The following is a 23,394-nucleotide window of genomic DNA, read 5'->3' on the forward strand; positions in this document are numbered from 1 at the left end:
TCCCGGAAAACCGACGCTCCAAATCGCCCATTGAAGGCGATCGCTCGAGTTCGGTAGTGAGGAGGAGGAACTTATGATCAAGAAAGCCCTTGTTCTGGCCACCGTTCTGTTGACGGTTTCCTGTTTTCCAGCGCTCGCCCAGAAGACATATAGTGCGGGCGCGAGCGATACTGAAATCAAGATTAGGCAGACGTTGCCCTATAGCGGTCCGGCCTCGGGGCTCAGCATCATCGGGCGAGTGCAGGTCGCCTATTTCAGGATGATCAATGATAGGGGAGGCGTGAACGGACGGAAAATCAATCTGATTTCTCTGGACGATGCCTTCAGCCCGCCAAAGACGGTTGAGCAAACCCGAAAGTTGGTGGAGCAGGATGAAGTGCTGGCTATCGTTGGTTCGGTCGGCTCGCCGACTAGTCTTGCCGTTGCCAAATACTTGAACAGCAGGCAGGTGCCGCAAATCCTCCTGGGCGCGGGCTCTCTCAAGCTATCAGATCCCGCCACTTATCCCTGGACGATGCCGTTCCTGGTAACACAGGACGTCGAGGCAAGAATCTATGCCCAGTATATTCTCGAAAACAAGCCTAACGCAAAGATCGCAGTTCTTTATCAGAATGACGATACGGGCCGAAATTACCTGAACGGGCTGAAATCCGGACTCGGTAAAAAAGCCGCCACGATGATCGTAAAAGAGGCGAGCTATGAAATCACCGATCCAACGATAGACTCTCAGATTGTCTCGCTGAAAGCATCTGGTGCAGACACCTTTGTTCCGGGCACCACACCAAAATTTACAGCTCAGGCAATTCGCAAGGCGTTTGAAATAGGCTGGAAGCCGCTGCAGATTGCTCCAACGGGCGGATCGCAGATCGCCACGGTTTTGCGTCCAGCCGGCCTTGAGGCTTCGACCGGCCTGCTCACCTCCATTTTCTTGAAATTTCCCGGCGACCCGACCTGGGACACTGACGCAAGCATGCTGGCCTATCTGGCTTTCATGAAGCAGTGGGCACCTGGCGAGCCACTCGACGACCCATCGGCAGTGATGGCCTATTCAACGGCTCAGATGGCGGTGGAGGTGTTCAAGAATTGTGGAGAGAATCTGACGCGCGAAAACGTCATGAAGCAGGCTGTCAGCGTGCACGGCCTTCAGCTGCCGATGTTCCTGCCCGGGATCAAAATTGACGTGTCGAAAAATCATACCCCGTGGCAGACGGCAAGGATGGGGCGGTTCGACGGCACTAAGTGGGAGTTCGTGACGGGCATTGTAGGTGCGCGCAACTAATGCGGTAGCCGGAAAGCTCATTGGAGGGGTCGTTAAATGCATCCCTCCGTCGGAGCACGTTGCGGGCAGATCGACAGATCGACGCTCAACGATCTAACTCTTGGTTTCAAACAAGGCGGCGCGAATATGGTGAAGATACAGGCGGCGGTCTCCCGTTCAATTGAAGCTCCGTTCAGCATCGAATCTTGTGAGCTATCTGCGCCGGGAGCTGATGAAGTCCTGGTGAAAGTCCACGCTTGCGGAGTTTGTCATACGGATCTGGCGGTCAAGCTTCAGCATATTCCGATCCCGTTTCCTCAAATTCTGGGGCATGAAGGTGCGGGAATTGTGGAGGCGGTAGGAGAGAACGTCAGCGGCTTCAAACCCGGTGACCACGTTCTGATGACCTTCGGCTCGTGCGGCTCGTGCTCCAATTGCCTGGAGGCGTTACCGAGCTACTGCGATCGTATGGTCGAGATCAATATCATGGGCTTACGGCCAGGAGGGCCGCCGTTTCATCAAAATGGCCTGAAGCTTGGAGCCCATTTTTTTGCACAATCGAGTTTCGCGACGCATGCGCTCGCGACCCCACGGAATCTCGTGCGGATAGATAATGATTTGCCGCTCGACATATTGGCGCCATTGGGATGCGGAATCCAAACCGGCATGGGTACGGTCATGCTCGCTTTGAAGCCGTCCCCAGGGACCTCTTTCGTTGTTTTTGGAGCCGGTGCAGTAGGCCTTGCAGCCGTCATCGCGGCCCGAATTGTCGGCTGCTCTACTATCATTGCGGTGGACCTTCTTGACCAGCGCCTCAAAGTCGCGCGCGAGGTGGGCGCGACCCACGTGATCGACGGCCGCTCGGAGGCTATCCCGGATCAGATCCGAGCGATCATCGGTGGTGGCGCACACTACAGCCTGGATACGACGGGAAACCCGAAGGTGATCACCAATGCGTCGGATTGCCTGCGAAAGCTTGGAACCGGTGCCCATGTAGCCGCGCCACCTCGTGGAACGATGTATTGCATTCCCGCAAACGTGCTGGTTGGCGGCGGGCTGACCTGGCGCGGCGTTGTGGAAGGTGACTCTGATCCCAAGTCATTTATTCCGCGTTTGGTCGGCCTCTATAAGGAAGGTCAGCTTCCGCTCGAACGGCTCGTTCGGCCTTATCGTCTTGCTCAAATCAATGAAGCGATCCGTGACATGGATGCCGGCGAGGTGGTGAAGCCCGTACTAGTCATGCCATAGGCATTCGGAAAGTGCTCGATCGAATCTGATTCCCGCCGCCTCCCGCCCGCGCGGCGCACCGCAAGGCTGGTGCAGATGCAATGCTGCAGAGGAGGCCTAGTGTGGACGGCATTTGTCCGAGACGCGCGCCTTTGGTCACCTGATGATCCGCTTTTGGTTCCCTTGTTCAATTGGAGTCACGATATGGAGTATAAGCTTCTGATTGGGGGGCAGCTGGTTTCGACGGTGGAAACCATGGACGTCATCAATCCCGCAACCGAGGAAGTGCTGGCGCAGTGCCCGGTCGCTTCGCGAGCGCAGCTCGATCAGGCTGTCGCGGCGGCAAAAGCCGCGTTTCCCGATTGGAGCGAGACGCCACCGGCTGTTCGCAGGGACGCCATGTGCGCCGTGGCCGACATCATCCAACGGAATGCTCCGCTCATTGCGCGACTGCTAACGCAGGAACAAGGCAAGCCGCTGCCGGATGCGACGGGCGAAGTCATGGCGGCCTCGATCTTCTTTCGCAGTTTGACCAAGTTTGAGATGCCGATGCGTCGTATCGAAAGCGAGGGTCGGGAGGTCAAGGTCTATCGCAAGCCACTGGGCGTCGTCGGCGCCATCGTGCCATGGAATTTTCCAATCGCCCTGATGGCGATGAAGGTGCCCGCCGCCCTTCTTGCCGGCAACACCGTTGTCCTTAAGCCGGCGCCCTCGACGCCGCTTTCTACCCTCATGTTCGGTAAACTCATCAAGGATGCATTGCCGCCGGGCGTATTGAACATTGTCACTGGCACCAATGAACTCGGTGCCTGGCTGACGGCCCATCCGGATATTCGCAAGATCTCCTTCACTGGTTCCACCGAGATCGGAATGAAGGTGATGGTTGGAGCGGCCAGCACGCTGAAACGTATCACGCTCGAGCTCGGCGGAAACGATGCGGCCATCGTTCTTGATGACGTCGATCCGAAGACGGTGGCGCCGAAGCTTTTTCAAAGCGCGTTCCGGAACAGCGGCCAAATATGCATGGCCATCAAACGTCTGTACGTGCATGATTCGATTTATGAAGAAATGTGCGATCAACTCGCGGTTCTTGCAAAAAATACGGTAGTGGGAGATGGGCTGAAGCAAGGGACGCAGCTAGGGCCTCTGCAAAACAGGGCGCAATACGAGAAAGTTCTGGAAATCATTGCTGATGCCAAGCGACACGGTACGGTGATCGCAGGTGAGGAATCGACAGAGCCGCAGGGTTTCTTTATCCGGCCGACGATTGTGCGCGATATTGCAGACGGCACCCGACTCGTAGATGAAGAACAATTCGGTCCGGTTCTTCCGGTGATCCGCTATTCCGATCCGGAGGATGCAGTCAGTCGGGCGAATGCGTCCCCGTATGGATTAGGCGCGTCAATCTGGTCCGCTGATCCCGACCGCGCACATAAGCTCGCGGTACGCATGGATTCCGGAACGGTGTGGATTAACAAGCACTCCGATCTTGCTATCGAGATCCCTTTCGGAGGCTCAAAGCAATCTGGAATGGGCGTAGAATTCGGCGAAGAGGGGTTGGCCGAGTTCACCCAACTCCAGGTCGTTAACATGCCCGGTTGAAGATTTCAGGGGCTAGCGTTGGAATTGAGGATCGCCGCCAGCAGTCTCCGCGGACGCTAGCCTTTCGCCTTGAAGCCCGCCGGTCGTCACCGCGCCGCCGCTGACCGGGTGCTCTTGCCGGCAGATTTGCGGCGTTACGTAGCGAGCCGGGAGGTCGAAAGTTCCAGCGTCCAGGGGGGCGGGGGCGATCCCACCGGCGCTCGCCATTTTCTCCCCGAAATGCATCTCGCGCGGGTCAGTGTGTTTATGAGTTGCAAAAGCCGCACAAATGTGCGAATATGACGGCTGCATCGACGGTGTATCAGAAGAGCCATCGTTGTTTGCCCTTCATTCCAGAATGCATCTTGCGGAGTGTCGTATGTCTGTTGGCGCGTCCGCGGGGAACGAGAGATGATCTACGAAATCAGGATCTATGAAGCCGCAGAAGGGAAGGCCTCGGCGCTCCGAAGTCGCTTCATCGATGAGGTCGCGCCCAAGTTCTTCTCTCGTCACGGCATCGAGCTTCTGGGGGCTTTTGTGGGTGCGACCGAGGACGGGCACCTTACTTACATGACGCGGTTCACCAGTGAAGAGGCGCGGCAGAAAGCTTGGGCTGCATTCGCGGCCGACCCGGAATGGGCAAGAATCAAAGCGGCCAGCGAAGTTCACGGGCCGCTGATGAAGAGCCAGTCCATTTCCGTCCTTTCGTCGGTCGTTTCTGGTTTGATGCTCGCTTGAAAGTCGTTTGGCGCCAGGACGATCCGGTGTCGGCGTGGATCGAAAAGAAGACTGCACGATGAAGTCCGCACCATTCGAATATGTGAGGCCGGAAACGGTGCCGGAAGTGTGCGAGCTCCTCGCTGCGGACGACAACGCGAGGATAGTGGCGGGCGGGCAGACGCTGATCCCGATGCTCGCCATGCGTTTGGCGCGCCCATCGAAGCTCGTTGATATCTACCGCATCAGAGAGCTGAACTGCATCACGCGGGATGGCGACACCGTTTTGATTGGAGCAACCACCCGGCAGGTGCAGGCCGAGCGCAGCGTCTTGGTGTATGATGCATTGCCACTGCTTGCGCGGGCGCTTCCCTGGGTCGGACATCCGCCAACCCGAAACCGCGGCACAGTGGGAGGTTCGATCGCAAATGCCGATCCTTCCGCTGAAATTCCCCTTGTTGCGGTCACGCTCGGCGCGGAAATCGTAATCGCCACTCCCGATGGGGAGACGTCGATTCCGGCCGGAGAGTTCTTCATTGGTGCGATGGTGACTTCGACGATGCCGGGCGACTGCGTGACTGCAGTGCGGTTTCCGGTGTGGATGCACAAGCGGGTCGGCACTGGGTTCCACGAGATCAGCGCCCGCAAGTCGGACTTCGCTTTCGCCGCGGCTGCGGCCCAGGTGGCGGTGGATGAGGAAGGTAACTGCCTTCAGGTCGCATTGGGTCTTGGCGGCGTCGGAGACTGCGCAACCCGCCTTGAGACGTCGTCGCTGGTGGGCGGAAGGCTTGACGAGGAGTCCATCGCCGAGGTCGTTCGGGAAGCCTGCCGAGACATCGAGGCTTCGAGCGATCTGCATGCATCGGCAGATTACCGTAAGCGTGTGGCCGTCGCGCTGGGCATCCGCGCTCTGCAAGACGCCGTCACCGATGCCGTCCGTCCACGCGAGCCGTTGACCGAGCAGGTCCGATGAAACTGTCACTCAAGGTCAATGGGTACGTCCGTACCGCCGAGGTCGAACCGCGCAAGACGCTGCTCGATACATTACGCGAAGACCTGCTGCTGGTCGGCGCCCATGCTGGCTGCGAGCACGGCGTCTGCGGGGCCTGCACAGTGCTGCTCGACGGTGAGCCGGTACGCTCCTGCTTGATGTTCGCGGTTCAGGCCGACGGTTACGACATCACGACCATTGAGGGACTGGCGCCGGCGCCCGGGGAACTCAGCATCATTCAGGATGCATTTTGTGAAACGCATGGCCTTCAATGTGGTTACTGCACGCCAGGCATGATCCTCTCGTCGCACGCTTTGCTTGAGCACAACGACAATCCAAGCCGCGATGACATCCTCGAGGCTATCTCCGGGAATATCTGTCGTTGTACGGGTTACGGCCAGATTATCGAAGCCGTCGAATTTGCCGCTGATCGCCTGCGCAAGGCCAATGCGCGGCGTGCAGGCCGCGTCAACCTGCCCGTCGATGACGTGGCCGCACCGCAAGATGCAACGCAGGAAGGTATTCTCGTGGCCGGCGAATCCGGTACCCCACATAGAGGCGGCCGGTGACAGCTCCGATTCCTCTCCCGTTGCGCTTTGTTTCGTCCAACCGCAGGGTCCGCGAGGACCGGCGCTTCGTCGTCGGCCGTGGCAACTTCGTCGCCGATATCGTGCGAGAAGGAATGCTGCATGTCGCGCTGCTGCCGTCGCAACATGCAGCCGCGAAAATTCTTGAGATTGATGCGTCCGAGGCGCTGAAGATGCCTGGCGTGCGTTACGTGCTGACTGGCGATGAGCTCGCCAAGGCTGTCGATCCCCTGATGAATGGCCTCGACACGCCGAATGTTCGTCGTTTTCCGCTTGCGGTTGGTCAGGTGCGCTACGCAGGTGAGTGGGTGGTCGCGGTGATCGCCGAGACCCGCGCGCAAGCAGAAGACGCCACCGAGAAGGTGCGCGTCAGCTATCAGCCCCTGCCGTTCGTGCTGGATGCCGAAGATGCCGTTGATCCCGCCAGCACGCCTGTGCACCCCGAGCATGGCACTAACGTGCTGCTCGACAAGACGTTCGTCTGGGGTGACGTCGACAAGCATTTCGCGGAGAGCCCGCGTCGTCTGTCGTTTCGCGTGGTGTGGGGCCGAAACTCGACAGTACCGATCGAGACCTTCGGCGTCTTGGCGGAGTGGGATCCGTGGCGCCAAATCCTCGACGTCTGGGGGTCGATCCAGATGCCGAAATATCCCGATCAAATCGCCCGCGCGCTGCGCATCCCGACCAATAATGTCCGCGTTCATCAGGATGTCGATGTCGGTGGCAGCTATGGCGTCAAGCGCGGCATCAAGCATACCGTACTGGTGTCGCACCTCGCCCGCGTGATTGGTCGCCCGGTCCGGCTGATCGAGGACCGGCTGGAAAACATGCGCGCTGGAGACGCGCACGGCCCGGAGCGAATCTTCGATGTAGAGGTCGCTTTCAACGACGACGGCATTGTCAAGTCAATGAAGATGCGCGCGCTCGACAATGTAGGCGGCTATGCCGGCCGCTCACCGTTCCAGCTTGGCAAACCGATCGGTGCGATCGTCGGCCCTTATAGAATCGAGAGCGTGCAGTATCGCGCGCAGGCGGTGACGTCGAACAAGGCGGCGCAGGAAGCGGTGCGTGGCTTCGGACAGGCGCCGACCAACTATGCGATTGAAACTGCGATCGACAGGGTAGCGAACGCCGTCGGGATTGATCGCATCGAGGTGCGCCGTCGCAATTTTATCCGTAAGGAGGAGTTTCCCTATCTGATCCCGAGCGGAACGCGCTACGATAGTGGCGACTACCATACGGTGGTTACCAAGGTGCTCGATCACGCCGACTACACGGCGTTGGTGGCCGAGCGAGATCGGCTTCGCGCCTCAGGCATGCTGGCCGGCGTCGGCATCGCCGCCTGCCTGGAGCCGAGCGGCGGTAACTCGTCGTTTGAGCCATTGTTGAATGAAAAGAACACCACCACGACCTGGATGGATTCTTGCCGAATCATGGTGGATGGGCTCGGCTTCGTCACTGTGACCATTCATACCACGTCGGCCGGGCAGGGGCATGAAACGTTAGCGGCGACGATCGTGGGCGAAGTGCTGGAAATCGATCCGGACTTGATCCGCGTCGTTCGACCGGATTCGCTGTCGAGTCTGCCGTCGAACACGCCGGTCGGAAGCCGCATGGCGATCATGCTCGGCGGCGCGGCCTACCACGCCGCGCAAAAGATCAAGGCAAAGTTGGTTCGGCTAGGCGCGCATCGTTTCGGTTGCAACGAAAAAGATGTGACCTATGCCGGTGGTGAGGTTTCTCAGGGCGCGGGCAACGTCATCACCTGGGCCGATCTGGTCAACCTCGCACACCGCAACTTCCACCTCCTGCCGGATGGCATGGAGCCAGGTCTTGAGACCACACATGTGATGCAGGTACCGACCGGCGACAAGTTACCCGAGAACGGCCGGGTTCAGATGTATCCGTGCCACTCGTTTGAATTCCATCTGGTGCTGATTGCGATCGACCCGGTGATCGGTAAGCCTGAGATCCGACGCTACGTCATAGGGCATGACTGCGGCACAGTGATCAATCCGCACATCGTCAAAGGCATGACGCTGGGCGGTATTGCGCACGGCCTCGGCGCCGCACTGCTGGAAGAATTCGTCTATGACGGCGAGGGCAACCTCATGACGCAGAGCTTCATGGATTACCTGCTTCCTTCGTCGCATGAGGTGCCCAATGTCGAGATCGTGCATCATTGCACCCCGTCGCCTTACACTGTGTTCGGCCAGAAGGGTTCCGGTGAAAGCGGCTATCTCGGCGCGCCAGCGGCGATCTCCGGCGCGATCAATGATGCCGTGGCGCCGCGCGGGATCTCGTTCTCGAAACTGCCTATTCGGATTTCAGCGATCAGTGATGCGATCGCAGCTACCCAATCGACCTAAGGAAGACCAATGATCATTGACTGTCACGCCCATTTGGTGCCCCCGGCGCTGCTAGATGCGATCCGCGCTGCGCGATTGAAATTCCCCTCGGTCAAGCTGATCGAAGAGGGTGAAAGCCTGGGTTTCTCCTTTGCGGGGGGCAAGCCGACCCGTCCAGTCTCGAAGCCGTTGACCGATGTGACCGCGCGGCTGCATTGGCTCGACAGTAACAAGATCGAACGCCAGGTCGTGGCCGGTTGGCTCGATATGTTCGGCTACGAACTGCCGGCCGATGAGGGCGCGCGTTGGTCGCTGATGATCAATGACGGCCTCAGCAAGATATCAAAGTCCGAACCGCGGTTCGTCCCGCTCGCTACAGTACCGTTGCAGAACGGAAAGCTGGCTGCCGAGGTCCTGCGCGAGGCGCATAGGGGCGGCTTCAAGGGCGCGATGATCGGTACCCAGCCGAAAGGCAAAGGCGGTGTACTTGATGAACCCTCTCTAACGCCGTTCTGGCAGGCGGCCGATGAATTGGGATCGGTGATTTTCATCCATCCCGTGTTTGAGAGCGGCGACGACCGTGTCCATGACTACGGCATGGCTAACGCTGTAGGCCGCATCACCGATACGCTGATCGCGATGTCGCGGTTGATTTATGCTGGCCACGTTACGCGCTATGCCAACGCCAAGATCGTCGCCGGTATCGGCGGCGCCGCGTTGCCTTATGTGATCGGACGACTTCGACGCAATTACTCGCTCGACAAGGAAAGGCTCGGCGATCCCGATGCCGCACTTGCCGCGATGTATTACGATACCATTGTGCAGGATCCGCGCGCGCTTCGCTTCCTTGCTGACGTTGTCGGCGTCGACCGCATCATGATGGGGTCGGACATGCCGTTCCCGATCGGCGACCTCGCGCCGCTCAAGATTGTCGAGGAGACTAAATTTTCCGCAGCAGAGCGCGCCGCTATCAATGGTGGCCTCGCCGCCAAGCTGTTCGGCATCTGAAAGTATCACCATGAAACTCGACATCGGCGGCGACGAAAAGATTTCCGTACCGGTCGACCAGCTATGGGTCGCGCTCAACGATCCGGCGGTGCTGACGCGCTGCATTCCCGGCTGCAAAGCGATGACCGAGATCGCACCTGACGCCTACAAGGTCGAGATGCAGCTGCGTGTGGCAGCTGTCGGCGGCTCGTTCGAAGGCGAGATTGCACTGTCGGACAAAGATGCGCCGAAATCCTGCAGCATTAAGGTTTCGGGCGCCGGCACGCTCGGCCACGGCAACGGCATAGCCCGGTTCGATATCGAGCCTGATGGTGAAAGCAGCTCTCGTCTAGTGTACAAGGGATCGGGCGAGATTGGCGGCCTGGTCGCGGGCGTAGGCCAGCGCATCCTTTCCAGCGTCTCGAAACATCTTGTCGGCCGCTTTTTCGTGGCGTTGCGCAAGGAGCTCGACTCACCGTTGCTGGGAGTACAGTAGCGATGGCGGACTTCTGCGGTTGCGCCCTTCGCGTCGCGGTTGAGCCGGGCGTCGCCCTCGCGGTCGAGGTTTCAGGTGCGAAGGATAAGCCGCCTCTCGTGCTTAGCAACTCGATCGGCGCAAGCCGCGGCATGTGGAACGAGCTTGTCAAGCAGTTAAATCCCTTCGCGCGTATCGTGCGATATGACACCCGTGGGCACGGCAACTCGGATCCACCAAACGGACCGCTGACGTTGGAGCGATTGGGGCGCGACGTCCTGAAGATAATGGACAACCTCAACATCGAGCGGGCGGCCTTTTGTGGCCTCTCGTTGGGAGGACTGTCCGGAATGTGGCTCGGCGCCAACGCGCCCGATCGTTTCGCCGGTCTGGTGCTTGCGAACACCGCGGCGCATTTTCCTCCGCCGCGCCTCTGGACGGAGCGTGCCGCTTCTGTCCGCGCCGGCGGATTGTTGCCGCTCGTGCAACCGACGCTAGACCGTTGGTTTACGCGACGCTTTCAAGCAGCGTCGCCGGCGCGCGTCGCTGAGATCGGGCGAATGGTCGCCTCAACGACGGCAGAGGGCTACGCGGCATGCTGTGAAGTGCTGGCTGACGCGGATATGACGTCGCAGATTGGCCGGATAGTCTGTCCTGTGCGAGTCATCGCGGGCGAACACGATCCGTCTACTCCGCCGAGCCGCGGCACCGAGATTGTCGCGGCGATCCCGCACGCTGACATGATCACACTCGATGCCGCGCACATCTCGTCCGTCGAGGCGGCAGACGCCTTTGCGATCAGCGTTCGGGAGTTCATTAGTCACCTCTAGCGGTACGAATAGTTGGGGAGCGAACAAATATTCGATGTCTCCGCGTCCATCACTAATATTGTAGCACAAAGCCCGACGTCATTGCCGGTGCTCGTCGCTAGGAAAGGCTAAATCGAAACCGAGAGTGAAACACCCGCGACGAAATTCGAAAGGTCTTAGCGTTGGTGCACTAGGGTGATGGGCGCAAATTAGAGATATTCGCACAAATGTACGAAAATGGTTGCGCAACGATCCGATCGAGGTTATTACCTGACCGTCCCAATTGGGGCGGTTTCTCCCAGACTTGGGCCGGCCTTGCAAAAAGGTGCGGCCTTTTTTTTCATACGATACGCAAGCGAAATGCGCGCGGCCGCATTACGAGATAAAGCGCACACTTGTGCGAATTTGTCTGGTCCTTCCTCCCTTGCTTCTGTAAATTGAGGATGGAAGGCAAGCCGCGTGACAATGCCGGCATTGCGCGCGACATAAACAGTGATCCGAGGGAGTGCTGCGATGGATTCAGTAGGTCGGCCGTTAGCCCGGCACAGCCGCAGGGAGGCCATGAGGGGTGCCGATCCGACTCCACTGTTGGAGCAAATGCCCGAACGCTACAGTCATGTCGTTCGTAACTGGGCCGACCGGGAGCCTTCGCGACTTGCCTTGAGATCTGGGGCCAGCTTGATGAGCTATGGCGATCTCTGGGATGCGACGAGCGAGGCGAAACGAGTTCTGCAGAAACTCGGCATCGGTGCCGGCGACCGAGTGCTGCTGGTGGCAGAGAACGGACTGCAAATTGTTCCCCTGCTATTGGCCGTCAGCGAGTTGGATGCTTGGGCCGTCCCCTTGAATGCCCGAATGTCCGGACGCGAAATCGAAACTATTCGCGCCTTCAGCGATTGTCGCCGAGCCCTGTATTGCGTGGGCGATTCACCATCCGCAACCGGACATGCGGAAGCTGACGAGATCGAACAGGAGGTGTTTCTTTCCGGTGCCGTCGCTGTGAGCACTCCTAACAAGACTGCCAAACCGGAACCCGTCTATTCGGACAAGGCCCGGCAGACGGCTGTCCTCGTTTTTACTTCGGGCACGACGGGCGAGCCGAAAGGCGTGATGTTGAGCCATCAAGCGCTCATCTATATGGGTGCCAACATGGTGGAAGTCCGCAAGATTACCAGCCATGACGCGTTCTACAACTCGTCGCCGGTCAGTCATGCGATTGGCCTTGGCACCGTGCTCATGACTGCCTTCTGGGCCGGCGCAAGTGCGGAGTTGGTAGCGCGCTTCACGCCGGCGCACTTTGTCGAGGCGCTGAAGGACGAGCGTATTACCGGCGTAACCGCCGTTCCGACGTTGTTCGCACGTATTGTCGAATTTGCGGACGAGAAGGGCATTTCGCTGCGGTCGAAGCGCCTGCGCATCATCGCTACCGCCGGTGCGCCTCTCGATCTTGCGTTGAAGGCTCGTATTGAAGACGCCTTCGGTGTCCGGATGGGCAATTCGTACGGCATGACGGAATGCAACCCGGTTGCGCGTTCTGCAGGCGGCGTCGAGACTAACGAGGTCGGAGAGCTTCAGCCCGGAGTTGAGATTCGGATCGTGCGTGAGGATGGGCAAGACGCTCTGTCCAACGAGAGCGGGGAAATCTGGGCAAAGGGACCATGCCGGATGCTGGGGTACTACCGCAACGAAGCGGCGACCGCCTCCGTGCTCAAGGAGGGTGGCTGGCTCGCTACCGGGGATCTTGCCCGAATGGATGATGACGGCAAACTCTTTATTGTCGGACGCTCGAAAGATCTCATCATCCGTAGCGGATTCAACGTCTACCCAGTTGAAGTCGAATCGGTTCTTTCGCTTTTTCCTGGCGTCGCCCAGGTCGCCGTCGTTGGCAGGGAGGTCCCGGGTAACGAGGAAGTGGTCGCTTTTGTGCAGGCTGCGCCAGGCGCCATCCTCGACGCCGAAGCATTGTCGCGTTGGGCCAACGAGAGACTGGCGCCTTACAAGCGCCCCGCCGAAATCATTCTGAGCGCCGAGCTACCCGTCGGACCCACCGGGAAAATAATGAAGGTTCGGCTGAAACAACTTGCGGCAGGCTCTCTCCGGAACTGACAGCAGCGTGGGCAACGACTCAAAGTATGGATCTGAATATGTACCCTGACGTGCAACTGTTCATCGACGGCAAATGGCGCGATAGCATTTCAGGAAGGACCATTCCTGTCGTTAATCCTGCGACAGAGGAGAACGTGGGTGCCGTGGCATTTGCGGACCAGGCCGATCTCGATCTGGCTCTGGTCGCCGTCGAAAAGGGCTTTCGTACGTGGAAAAAGGTTTCCCCCCTCGAACGGTCGAGCATCATTCGAAAGGCGGCCGATCTGTTGCGCCAGCGGATCGAAACGATCGCAGGCTTGATGACGACTGAACAAGGCAAGCCGCTCGGCGAGTCCCGTACCGAGATACTCGCTTCTGCGGACATCCTCGACTGGTTCGCCGAGGAGACCCGCCGCACCTACGGCCGGGTGATACCGGCAAGAGCCCAGGGCATCTACAATCTCGCCATCAAGGAGCCCGTTGGTCCGGTCGCGGCGTTCACACCCTGGAATTTTCCGATTAGCCAGGCCGTACGTAAATTGGGGGCGGCATTGGCGGCAGGATGTTCGGTGATCATAAAGCCGCCCGAAGAGACGCCTGCGTCTCCGGCCGAACTGATACGCGCCCTGGCCGACGCCGGGCTGCCCGCCGGTGTCATCAATCTGGTGTATGGCGCGCCTTCAGAAATTTCGTCCTACCTGATTCCGCATCCGGTGATCCGCAAGATATCCTTCACGGGATCGACGCCGGTCGGAAAGCAGCTTGCGGCGCTGGCGGGGCAGCACATGAAGCGTATCACGATGGAGCTCGGCGGCCACGCACCGGCTATTGTATTCAGTGATGCCGACGTCAAGGTGGCTGCGTCGGTACTGGCGGCGGGCAAGTACCGCAATGCGGGTCAGGTCTGCATCGCGCCGACGCGCTTCATCGTGCAGGACGCAGTCTACAATCAGTTCGTCGACGAGTTCGTAGCCAAAACTAAGCAACTCAAGATGGGTAACGGCACCGAGGAGGGTGTCACGATCGGGCCGCTCGCGAACAACCGCCGTCAAGCCGCACTCGGGTCCTTCGTCGATGACGCCGTCCAGCGCGGCGCAACAATTGCAGCGGGGGGCAAGCGTGTCCAGAACAAAGGTTACTACTTTGAGCCCACGGTGCTAACCGACGTGCCATTGCAGGCTCGTGCGATGAACGAGGAGCCGTTCGGGCCCTTGGCGCTAGTGTCGCGATTCGAGAAATTCGACGACGCCATCGCCGAAGCCAACAGGTTACCCTATGGTCTGGCGGCTTATGCATATACTCGATCAATCCGAACCGCGACCGCCGTGACTGAAGCCATCGAAAGCGGAATGCTGTCGCTCAATCATTATGGGCTTGCGTTTCCCGAAGTACCCTTCGGCGGAGTGAAGGACTCCGGCTACGGCTCCGAGGGTGGTGTGGAGGCGGTCGAGGCATATCTCGCAACGAAATTCGTCTCTCAGGCTAGCCCGGCGTCGCCGGACTAACCTGACATATTGCACGGCGAAAAGAGCCTGATGAGCGCTCGGCGGAAGCGCAGGTCGGCCGCGACAGAACTGCTGAGCAATACAGCAGTTCGCCGGGGCCGCCCGCTGAATGCTCCTGTCGGACGTGGATGCCGAAGTGGTCGCGACTGCGCGGCGGGGGCAGGACTAACAAGGGGCGGGCGACTTCTTCAGCCGAGGTGCCGGCGAAGAGGTGGCCCGATACGCCAACTTCAACGAGCACTCGACGACTTTGAGAGCAAGGGGCGGCCGTCGCGCCCGTCGATCATTACTTGCGGCTTTCAGGCATCAGTTCCGATCCGCGAGGCTATCACACCCACCTTAGCCCGCGCTCGCGCGAATTGCTAAGCGTTGCTGCCGCCGGATCCGCCAGCAGCAACTACGAATCCAATCCACGGCGGATCAGCTTGCGCGCCGTTTTTCGTTTGCGCGTCCCGACAGATCCAGAGCCACGTCAATGATCATGTCTTCCTGACCGCCGACCATACGTCTCCGCCCAAGTTCGATCAGAACCTCACGCGGGTCGACGTTATACGCCTTGGCAGCCTTTTCGGCGTGTCGCAGGAACGACGAGTAGACCCCTGCATAGCCGAGCGAGAGCGTTTCTCGGTCGACACGGACCGGCCGGTCTTGGAGAGGTCGCACCAAATCGTCCGCCGCATCCATCAGTTTGAACAAGTCGGCGCCGTGGTTGAGGCCCAGCCGGTTTGCCACCGCGACGAAGGCTTCGAGCGGCGTATTGCCGGCTCCAGCCCCCATGCCGGCGAGCGATCCATCGACACGCGTGGCACCGTGCTCGACGGCGATCAGCGAATTTGCCACGCTGAGCGATAGATTTTCGTGGGCATGAATGCCGATCTGGGTGTCCGGGCGAAGAGCCTGGCGTAGCGCCTTTACGCGATCTGCAGCATCATTGACGAGGAGGGCGCCGGCCGAGTCGGTGACGTAGATGCAATGGGCCCCGTATGATTCCATCAGCTTGGCCTGTTCGACGAGGCCTTGCGGCGTATTCATGTGGGCCATCATGAGGAAGCCTGCAACATCGAGGTCGAGCTTACGCGCCGCCTCGATGTGTTGCTTGGCGACGTCGGCTTCGGTGCAGTGCGTCGCGATCCGGACTGAACGAACGCCGGCCTTCGCTGCTTCTTTCAAGTCGTGAATGGTTCCGATCCCCGGAATGAGCAGGGTGGTAAGCTTGGCATGCTTCAGCACTGATGCGGCGGCTTCGATCCATTCGAGATCCGTTTGACGACCGAAGCCATAATTGAATGATGAACCGGTCAGACCGTCGCCGTGGGCGACTTCGACGGCATCGACCTGCGCGGCATCCAAAGCGCTCGCGATGCTCTTGATTTGCTCGATCGTGTATTGATGGCGGATGGCATGCATGCCATCACGAAGCGTGACGTCCTGGATATAGATGCGTGGCTTCATGCTACTTTCTCCATCATTATCTGGGATGCGAGCTGCTCGCCCGTCGCAAGCGCTGCGGACGTCATGATGTCAAGGTTGCCGGCATAGGCAGGGAGGTAGTGGCCGGCGCCTTCCACTTCGAGGAAGATGCTGACCTTGGTTAGATTGGATGCTTTGGATCCGGCGAAAGCAGGCACCGGTTCGAACTGGATCTCCTGTTTGAGCCGATATCCCGGAACGTACGCCTGGACCCGCGCGACCATCTCGTGGATGGAGGCGCGGATGGCCTCCACATCGTCGCTCTCGACGAGACAGTAGACAGTGTCGCGCATCACCAGCGGCGGTTCAGCCGGGTTCAAAACAATAATGGCTTTGCCACGGTCGGCGCCGCCGACCTGCTCAATTGCTCGGGCGGTGGTTTCGGTAAACTCGTCGATATTTGCTCTTGTTCCGGGACCGGCGGAAAGGGAAGCGATCGATGCCACGATTTCGGCATATGGCACCTTGCCTACGCGCCTGACGGCCGCGACCATCGGGATGGTCGCCTGTCCGCCGCAGGTGACCATGTTGAGATTTGGTTCGCGGATCACCTTGCCCAGGTTAACGGGCGGGATCACATAGGGGCCAATCGCGGCGGGGGTGAGATCGATCACCAGCTTGCCATCTTTCCTTAGGACGGCCGCGTGATGTTCGTGCGCCTTTGCCGAGGTTGCATCGAAGATCAGACCGATGTCCCCGTATCCCTCCCAGCTCCGCAAGCCCTCCAGTCCGTCCGACGTCGCAAAAACGCCGAGACGCGCGGCGCGCGCCAATCCGTCCGATCCCGGATCGACGCCGACCATGGCGGACATCTTTAACGCCTTGCTGTGCCGCAAGACCTTGATCATCAAGTCGGTGCCGATATTTCCCGAACCGATAATGGCGACATTCACAGATTGCATGACCTACCTCCTCGCGTTGGTCGAACGGCCCCATTCGGCCAAGCATCTCTAGTCGAATCGAACCCGGACCATGCCTAGGTCCGAAATCCGAGCTTCGTAGATCTCGCCAGTGTGGGCGGCGACCATTGGCCCAAGCGCGCCCGTCAACACGACGTCTCCGGCGCGGAGCGGTTCGCCTGCATTCGCAAGCTTACGCGCGAGCCAAAGCGCTGCCCGGATCGGATGTCCGAGGCATGCTGCTCCCGAGCCCACCGAGACGGTGTCTCCGTTTCGCGTCATTACCATGCCGCATGTCAGCAAATCGAGATCGGTAAGCCTGCGGATCGCATTGCCGAGGACGTATCGAGCGCTCGAACCATTGTCGGCGATGGTATCGACGATGCTGATCTTCCAGTCTGCGATGCGGCTATCCACGATCTCCAGCGCGGGCGCGACGAAGGCCACGGCCCGCATCAATTCGGAGACAGTGGTGTCCGGGGCTGACAGGTCTCGGTCGAGGACGAGTGCTATTTCGGCCTCGATCCGGGGTTGGATCAAGCGCTCGGTCTTGACGCAGCCGAGGCTTTCGATCTCCATGTCGGCGAAGAGCGCGCCGAAATCCGGTTCGTTGACGCCGAGTTGCTGCTGAACGGCAACGGACGTCAGTCCGACTTTGCGGCCAACCAACCTCCGACCCGCCGCAAGACCGCGGCGAGTTAGTTCGGCCTGTACCTGGTAGGCGGCTTCTACGTTGCCGTCCCCCAATTGAGGGACGATCGGTGCGATTTGCTTGCAGTGCGCTTCGGCTTTCGCCAAAGCGTCCGCGACTTTTGAAACAGCCGAACTCATTTGCGATCCAGAAAGTTGACGACGAGGGTGTTGAATTCCTCAGCTTTTTCCCACTGTGCCCAGTGACCGCACTTCGGGAAGACGTGAAGCTCGGCGTTTTGAAGCACCTTGAGCAACAGGAAGCTCGAGTCGAGCGGCACGACCCGATCTTCGCGGCCCCAGACGATGAGGGTTCTGTGCGCGAGACTGGACAATTCTTCACGCCAGATGTCCCCCCACACGGGGCGGTGAAACACCGAATTTTTCTGCAGATCCGGACGGCTCGCTGCTTTGAGGCGCTCCTCCATCAGTTCCGGCGTGATGGAAGAGGGGTCGAACACAAGAAGTTCGATCACCTTTTTCAGCTTGTCCATGGTGGGACCGTCGCCCAGGAAGAAATTCCGCATCCTCTGCAGACCCTCGGTCGGCATGGGGGAGAATACGGCAAGGCTGCCTCCGGTGCCCATCAGCACGAGTCTGTTTACGCGGTCCGGCGCGCGAAGCGCGACGTTGAGTGCCGTACCGCCACCCATCGAGTTGCCGACGAAGCTTGCCTTGTCGACCTTGATGGCATCCATGAACTGACGAACGAACGTTCCCATGGCGTCGAAGACTTTACCCTCAGGGAGTTTGTTCTCAGTTTCTCCAAATCCCGGAAGGTCTGGCACGATTATGCGTCGCCCCACCGACAGTGGGCCGATGTTCTTGCCATAATTACTGATTCCTGAAGCGCCTGGCCCGCCGCCGTGGAGCAAGATTACGGGTTCTCCGTCCCCCGACTCGAAATACCGAGTACGAGCTCCGCTCACGTCGACAAACCGCGCTTCGTTCTTCGATGTCATACTTCTGTTCTCCAGGGCTTTCAAAGTTGAATGATCAATGTCCAGCGATATTGCTGATCGCCACCGGGGCGCCGCTGCAGCTTTCTGCTTCCGCAGTAATCGAGGGCAAGTAGACCCGGTCGGCGCGTTCGAAATCTTCGACGGACAAGCCAGTTTTCGTTTCGAAGATCATGGGGTCGAAATGGCCGCACAACACGGAGGGGTAGTGCCAATCGATTCTCGCAAGGGTAAGGTCACCGGATGCTATCTCAACGATCAAGGGATGCTTCTGACCCGACCCATGCCCACTCTGATAGCCGTCGCCGACGCAGTAGGCTTCGAGCCACACCACGCCGTCGCGCCGCCGCTGAATCGAGATCTCGATGTCGAGAAGGCCGTAGGCGGGATCCGCTCCGCCGGGCTCGGCATAGAAATATAGGTGCGCAAAACGTGCATATCGCGCTTCGCCCAGTGATCCTTCTTGCGGGACTTGGGCATCGGATCTACCGGGTGTGCGCGGTGGAATCCGGCCAAGCAATGAAAGCTGAGGTTCTGATCGGCATCTAGTCATGATGTCTCTTTCGTCCGGCAAAATACAGAAGGGGACCTCGATCGAACAAGTGAATGCATCATGCGATCACGCTCGAACGGTCTCGGACGTCGCGAGTAGCAATGTCGCATTTGCGGTGAAGTCGACTTCTTCCAGTGCTTGTCTAGCGAAGGCCGCCGGTTTGCCCTGCTTGATTGCAAACGGATAGTCGGAGCCGACGACCAGGCGAGCGGTTCCGACCCGGTTACCCAGATACCGAAGTGCCTCTGCGTCGTAGGTGATCGTGTCGTACCAGAAGCGCTTCAGCGTCAGCCCTGCAGCTTCGGGTAAAGCCTCCTTCAACAGTGTTGTCGAAGCATGCGCAAAGTCGATCCGTGGAACTATCCACGGAGCGGCGCCGCCACCATGACTCAGCAAGATGCGAAGCTTGGGGAAGCGATGAAGAACCTGTCCGCCCAGTAGGGAGACGGTTGCCATTGCCGTCTCCAGCGGGAATATCGCTATCGCCGCGAGTTCGCGTGGCGCACCAATGCGCTCCATTCCGACCGGATGCAGCGGGTGAACGAAGACCACCAGATTGAGGGCCTCCGCAGTCGCGAAGACCGGGTCGAGCCGCCGATCGCCCAGCGGAATGCCATCTATATGTGTGCCGATTTCAATCCCGCACAGCCCCAGCTTCCGAACGTCGTGAAGACGTTTCGCGGCAAGCTCCGGATCCTGCATTGGCACCATTCCGATGCCGCGGAAGTTCGCCGGGGATTCCGCGATCATCGTCGCGATCTGCTCGTTCATGATGCTGCTGAGGTCATCGGCATCTGCGGCCGGGAGCCAGTGCGACAGTAGTTCTGGCATAGGCGAGAGTACTTGGACGTCGATACCGTCGCTGCGCATATCGTCGAGGCGCCGCTGGACGTTCCAGGAACGGGAATCGATGGCGCGGAAGATTTTGCCGCGAACCATCACGGCTGCATCGTTGTCGCCGCGTTTCTCGATGCTGGGCCAGGCGTCGCTGCGGCGGCCGTCGGCAGGCAGCGTGGCAGGCACAACGTGAGTATGAAGGTCGATGTTCTGCACGCTTCCGTCCCGTAAATTGTCCGATCCGACTACGCCGCAGTGCAGCATGACATTTACAGTTTCGTCAGACGGTTTCTTCTTTACAATCTCGTTGGACTGTTTATATCGTCTTGTCAACGATAATTGCACCAACGTGCGAATTTCACGATGCGACCCAGGGAGGTTTTGTGCAGGGCCTTGATTCAGCAGCGATTGTGATTGTCGGGGCAGGCCAGGCTGGTGGTCGAGCGGCCGAGGCGCTGCGCGCCGCCGGGTTCCAAGGTTCGGTTACGATGATCGGGGGCGAGGCGCATTTACCCTACGAGCGGCCGCAACTCTCGAAGTCCATCCTTCTCGATCAATCGGCCGAGCCCACATATCTGCGGTCGCCGCAAGAATGGGGCGCGCTGGAAGTAAATGTTCTGACGGGGGTCAATGCGACCGGCTGCGACCTCGAAAGACGTTTGGTGGCCTTGGAAGATGGGCGAGAGTTTCGATTTGATAAACTTCTACTTGCGACGGGTACACGAGCGCGTCGACTGCATTTTCTCGAAGCGGGGGCTGTTCCCGTCCATTACCTGAGAGGAATGGACGACGCCCTGTCCCTTAGGGTCCGGTTGCGTGAGGGGGCGCGGATCATGCTCGTGGGCGGGGGTGTGATTGGATTGGAGGTTGCGGCGGCTGCCGTTGAGCGCGGTTGTTCCGTCACGGTCGTTGAGGCCATGCCGCAGGTTCTGGCCCAAGTTGGGTCCGCGACGATCAGTAGGTATTTCGCCGGATTGCATCGCGATCGCGGCGTCACCGTCCTCACGGGTGTAACAGCGGTGAAGCCCGTTCAGGGCGCGATCGAGCTGTCCGATGGCTCTCTGCATCCCGCCGATCTTCTTGTCGTGGGTGTTGGCGTAGAACCCGCTAACGATCTGGGCGCTGCGCTGGGCCTGTCGTCGCCGCTGGGAATTCGCGTCGATCGGAATGGCGCGACGGAGCTAGACGGCGTCTACGCGGCCGGCGATGTCGCGCTGCAATGGAACCGCTGCTCCAATCGTTGGATGAGAATCGAGAACTGGGCGAATGCCCAAAACCAAGCGATCGCCACGGCTAGGTCCATGCTGGGGCAGGGGGAACTTTACGACGTCGCGCCGTGGTTCTGGTCCGATCAGTACAAGACGAATCTGCAGGTCGTGGGGAGTCTTTCAGAGGTCGAAGAAGTGGTTCGGGGCGATGTCGCCAGAGACCGCTTCAGTGTCATTGGGCTGCGAGATGGCGAAGTCGTCGGCGCCGCAACAGTGAATGCCCCAAAGGATATGGCGCTACTGCGGCGTATCGTAGGTGCGCGGGGACGTGTGGCCAAGGGCGACCTCGAAAATCCAGAATTCGATCTAAAACGCTGTCTCAACAAGAGCAATTGAGGAGGATCCCATGAGTTCGAATTCATCAGCCGGTGACTCTGGCATCTTCGTTGATCAAGAAAAACATGTATTCAAGGTTGCCCGACGCAATTTCATCGATCCGGACATTCTGAAGATGGAGAAGGAGCGCATCTTCGAACGCAACTGGGTCTATTTGGGGCATGACTCCGAATTAAAGAAGCCCGGAGATTTCGTCACTCGCTCAGTTGCGGGACGAAGCATCCTGTTCACGCGAAATGCTGCCGGAGAGGCGGTCGCGCTGTTTAATACCTGCCCCCATAGAGGAATGCAGGTATGTCGCGAACGCAAGGGCAATGCGAAGTCGTTCCAGTGCTTCTATCATGGATGGATTTTTGGCCTTGACGGAAAACTGCGCAGTCAGCCCGGCGAGGATTCCTACGACCCCGATTTCAAATCGCGCGACACGTCGAATATGACGCCGGTGCCGCGGTTCGAGGGCTATCGCGGCTTCTATTTCGTGTGCTTCGACAGGGAGATCGTGCCACTGGTCGAGTATCTCGCAGGCGCGAAAGACTACCTGGATGTCATTTGTGATCAATCAGAAGAGGGCATGGCAATAGTCCAGGGGACGCATGAATACTGCATTCGCGCCAACTGGAAGTTGCTGACGGAGAACAGCATCGACGGCTATCACGCGGCAACGACGCATGCCTCGTACTTCGATATTCTGATGCAAAGCAATGGCGGTGCGAATTTCAAGAGCGGCGGCGGACTCGGTTATGATCTAGGCAATGGCCATGCCGTGATTGAGGGGCGAGCTCCATGGGGTCGACCGGTCGCCGACTGGATCCCCGCCTGGGGCGAAGACGGGCGCAAGGAGATTGATCGGATATATGCGCGATTAGTCGAACGGTTCGGAGAAGAGCGGGCGTTCCGAATTGCCAAGACCGGCCGAAACCTCTTCATCTATCCGAATTTGGTGATCAACGACATCATGGCGATCGTCGTTCGTACCTATTATCCGAGCGCGCCGGACTACATGACGGTCAACTCGTGGGCGCTCGCGCCCCTACAGGAAAGCGATTGGTCACGCAAATACCGGCTGAACAATTTCCTCGAATTCCTGGGCCCAGGGGGATTCGCGACGCCGGACGATGCCGAGGCACTGGAGCATTGTCAGCGCGGCTTCAGCAACCATCAGGACGTGCCATGGAGTGATATCTCGAAGGGTATGAACAAGGACCGTCCCTCCAGTTCGGACGAGTTGCAGATGCGGGCGTTCTGGACCCAGTGGAACAAGCAGATGTTCCCTGCGCCGGCTTCGAAGAAATCCTTCAGAGCAGCTTAGGAAAGGGTGACGGATGGTCAAGATTTCGCGCGCTGATGTCGAAGACTTCCTTTTCGAGGAAGCGGATCTCCTCGACAAGTGGCGGCTCCCTGAATGGCTCACGCTGTTTACGGATGATGCCGTCTATCACATCCCCACCATGGACTTGCCGGCCGATGCCTCGCCGGATGAGTGTTTGTTCTACGTCGCAGACGATCGCTTTCGGCTCGGAGAGCGCGTGAAGAGGCTCATGAAGCGCACCGCGCACGTCGAATTTCCGCATTCGAAAACCCGGCACATGATCAGCAACGTCCGCGTGAAGCCGGCGGACGACGATGAACTGGACGTCACGGCGGTATTTGCTACCTATCGGACTAAAGATGGCGTGACCGACATTTACGTTGGGACCAGTGATTACAAGCTTAAGTCGGCAGACGGCGGCTTCAAGATTCGCAGTAAACGGTGTCAACTGGACAGCGATGCCCTGCGGCCGTCAGGCCGCATCAGCATCATCCTGTGACCCC

General features: G+C 59.2%; 21 protein-coding genes. 15 read left to right on the forward strand and 6 right to left on the reverse strand.

What is annotated here, in order from left to right:
* Positions 1-73 precede the first annotated feature (73 nt).
* The 12 genes from AC1RUR_RS08455 to AC1RUR_RS08510 all read left to right on the forward strand — a co-directional run bounded on the left by AC1RUR_RS08455 (position 74) and on the right by AC1RUR_RS08510 (position 14,570).
* Positions 74-1,279 (forward strand): ABC transporter substrate-binding protein, encoded by a 1,206-nt coding sequence (locus AC1RUR_RS08455; RefSeq protein ID WP_492842696.1) that lies wholly within the window; start codon positions 74-76, stop codon positions 1,277-1,279.
* Positions 1,280-1,315: 36 nt separating this feature from the next.
* Complete coding sequence (locus tag AC1RUR_RS08460; protein WP_492842698.1) at positions 1,316-2,506, forward strand: NAD(P)-dependent alcohol dehydrogenase; 1,191 nt, start codon at positions 1,316-1,318, stop codon at positions 2,504-2,506.
* 183 nt (positions 2,507-2,689) lie between these two features.
* Positions 2,690-4,087, forward strand: coding sequence for an aldehyde dehydrogenase family protein (locus AC1RUR_RS08465; protein WP_492842700.1), 1,398 nt, complete (start codon positions 2,690-2,692; stop codon positions 4,085-4,087).
* A 390-nt stretch (positions 4,088-4,477) separates the two neighbouring features.
* The gene (locus AC1RUR_RS08470; protein WP_492842702.1) at positions 4,478-4,804 is read left to right on the forward strand and encodes an NIPSNAP family protein; all 327 of its coding nucleotides are present in this window, start codon (positions 4,478-4,480) and stop codon (positions 4,802-4,804) included.
* 58 nt (positions 4,805-4,862) lie between these two features.
* Positions 4,863-5,756 (forward strand): FAD binding domain-containing protein, encoded by an 894-nt coding sequence (locus tag AC1RUR_RS08475; protein WP_492842704.1) that lies wholly within the window; start codon positions 4,863-4,865, stop codon positions 5,754-5,756.
* Entirely contained in the window at positions 5,753-6,343 is a 591-nt protein-coding gene (locus AC1RUR_RS08480; RefSeq protein WP_492842706.1) for a (2Fe-2S)-binding protein, read from the forward strand. The genes AC1RUR_RS08475 and AC1RUR_RS08480 overlap by 4 nt, the downstream gene beginning before the upstream one ends.
* Complete coding sequence (locus AC1RUR_RS08485) at positions 6,340-8,730, forward strand: xanthine dehydrogenase family protein molybdopterin-binding subunit (RefSeq protein WP_492842708.1); 2,391 nt, start codon at positions 6,340-6,342, stop codon at positions 8,728-8,730. Before AC1RUR_RS08480 ends, AC1RUR_RS08485 begins: the two co-directional genes overlap by 4 nt.
* 9 nt (positions 8,731-8,739) lie before the next feature.
* Positions 8,740-9,717: an amidohydrolase family protein gene (locus tag AC1RUR_RS08490; RefSeq protein ID WP_492842710.1), complete on the forward strand. Its 978-nt coding sequence runs from the start codon at positions 8,740-8,742 to the stop codon at positions 9,715-9,717.
* A gap of 10 nt (positions 9,718-9,727) precedes the next feature.
* A complete protein-coding gene (locus tag AC1RUR_RS08495; protein ID WP_492842712.1) occupies positions 9,728-10,192 on the forward strand; it encodes an SRPBCC family protein in 465 nt (154 codons plus the stop codon).
* A 2-nt stretch (positions 10,193-10,194) separates the two neighbouring features.
* Positions 10,195-11,001, forward strand: a complete 807-nt coding sequence (pcaD, locus tag AC1RUR_RS08500) for a 3-oxoadipate enol-lactonase (RefSeq protein WP_492842714.1) — start codon at positions 10,195-10,197, stop codon at positions 10,999-11,001.
* Between the two features lie 576 nt (positions 11,002-11,577).
* Positions 11,578-13,086: a class I adenylate-forming enzyme family protein gene (locus AC1RUR_RS08505; protein WP_492842716.1), complete on the forward strand. Its 1,509-nt coding sequence runs from the start codon at positions 11,578-11,580 to the stop codon at positions 13,084-13,086.
* A gap of 32 nt (positions 13,087-13,118) precedes the next feature.
* Positions 13,119-14,570 carry an NAD-dependent succinate-semialdehyde dehydrogenase gene (locus tag AC1RUR_RS08510; protein WP_492843154.1) on the forward strand — a complete coding sequence of 484 codons (1,452 nt, stop codon included), beginning with the start codon at positions 13,119-13,121 and terminating at the stop codon, positions 14,568-14,570.
* A 420-nt stretch (positions 14,571-14,990) separates the two neighbouring features.
* Here AC1RUR_RS08510 and dmpG read toward each other — a convergent pair whose 3' ends face one another.
* The 6 genes from dmpG to AC1RUR_RS08540 all read right to left on the reverse strand — a co-directional run bounded on the left by dmpG (position 14,991) and on the right by AC1RUR_RS08540 (position 20,194).
* On the reverse strand, positions 14,991-16,022 hold the full coding sequence (dmpG, locus tag AC1RUR_RS08515) for a 4-hydroxy-2-oxovalerate aldolase (RefSeq protein WP_492842718.1): 1,032 nt from the start codon (positions 16,020-16,022) through the stop codon (positions 14,991-14,993).
* Complete coding sequence (locus tag AC1RUR_RS08520; RefSeq protein ID WP_492842720.1) at positions 16,019-16,942, reverse strand: acetaldehyde dehydrogenase (acetylating); 924 nt, start codon at positions 16,940-16,942, stop codon at positions 16,019-16,021. Before AC1RUR_RS08520 ends, dmpG begins: the two co-directional genes overlap by 4 nt.
* Before the next feature lie 48 nt (positions 16,943-16,990).
* Positions 16,991-17,770, reverse strand: coding sequence for a 2-keto-4-pentenoate hydratase (locus AC1RUR_RS08525; RefSeq protein WP_492842722.1), 780 nt, complete (start codon positions 17,768-17,770; stop codon positions 16,991-16,993).
* The gene (locus AC1RUR_RS08530; RefSeq protein WP_492842724.1) at positions 17,767-18,591 is read right to left on the reverse strand and encodes an alpha/beta fold hydrolase; all 825 of its coding nucleotides are present in this window, start codon (positions 18,589-18,591) and stop codon (positions 17,767-17,769) included. Before AC1RUR_RS08530 ends, AC1RUR_RS08525 begins: the two co-directional genes overlap by 4 nt.
* Before the next feature lie 34 nt (positions 18,592-18,625).
* Positions 18,626-19,141, reverse strand: coding sequence for a hypothetical protein (locus tag AC1RUR_RS08535; RefSeq protein WP_492842726.1), 516 nt, complete (start codon positions 19,139-19,141; stop codon positions 18,626-18,628).
* Positions 19,142-19,207: 66 nt separating this feature from the next.
* Positions 19,208-20,194 (reverse strand): amidohydrolase family protein, encoded by a 987-nt coding sequence (locus tag AC1RUR_RS08540; protein ID WP_492842728.1) that lies wholly within the window; start codon positions 20,192-20,194, stop codon positions 19,208-19,210.
* Between the two features lie 167 nt (positions 20,195-20,361).
* Between AC1RUR_RS08540 and AC1RUR_RS08545 the strand changes: the two genes are divergently transcribed.
* The 3 genes from AC1RUR_RS08545 to AC1RUR_RS08555 are packed head-to-tail and all read left to right on the forward strand — an operon-like array spanning position 20,362 to position 23,390.
* Positions 20,362-21,582, forward strand: coding sequence for an NAD(P)/FAD-dependent oxidoreductase (locus tag AC1RUR_RS08545; RefSeq protein ID WP_492842730.1), 1,221 nt, complete (start codon positions 20,362-20,364; stop codon positions 21,580-21,582).
* A gap of 10 nt (positions 21,583-21,592) precedes the next feature.
* Positions 21,593-22,891 carry an aromatic ring-hydroxylating oxygenase subunit alpha gene (locus AC1RUR_RS08550; RefSeq protein WP_492842732.1) on the forward strand — a complete coding sequence of 433 codons (1,299 nt, stop codon included), beginning with the start codon at positions 21,593-21,595 and terminating at the stop codon, positions 22,889-22,891.
* A 13-nt stretch (positions 22,892-22,904) separates the two neighbouring features.
* Positions 22,905-23,390 (forward strand): aromatic-ring-hydroxylating dioxygenase subunit beta, encoded by a 486-nt coding sequence (locus AC1RUR_RS08555; protein ID WP_492842734.1) that lies wholly within the window; start codon positions 22,905-22,907, stop codon positions 23,388-23,390.
* Positions 23,391-23,394 lie beyond the last annotated feature (4 nt).

It is taken from the genome of Bradyrhizobium sp. GW821-FHT12B03 (assembly GCF_058807535.1).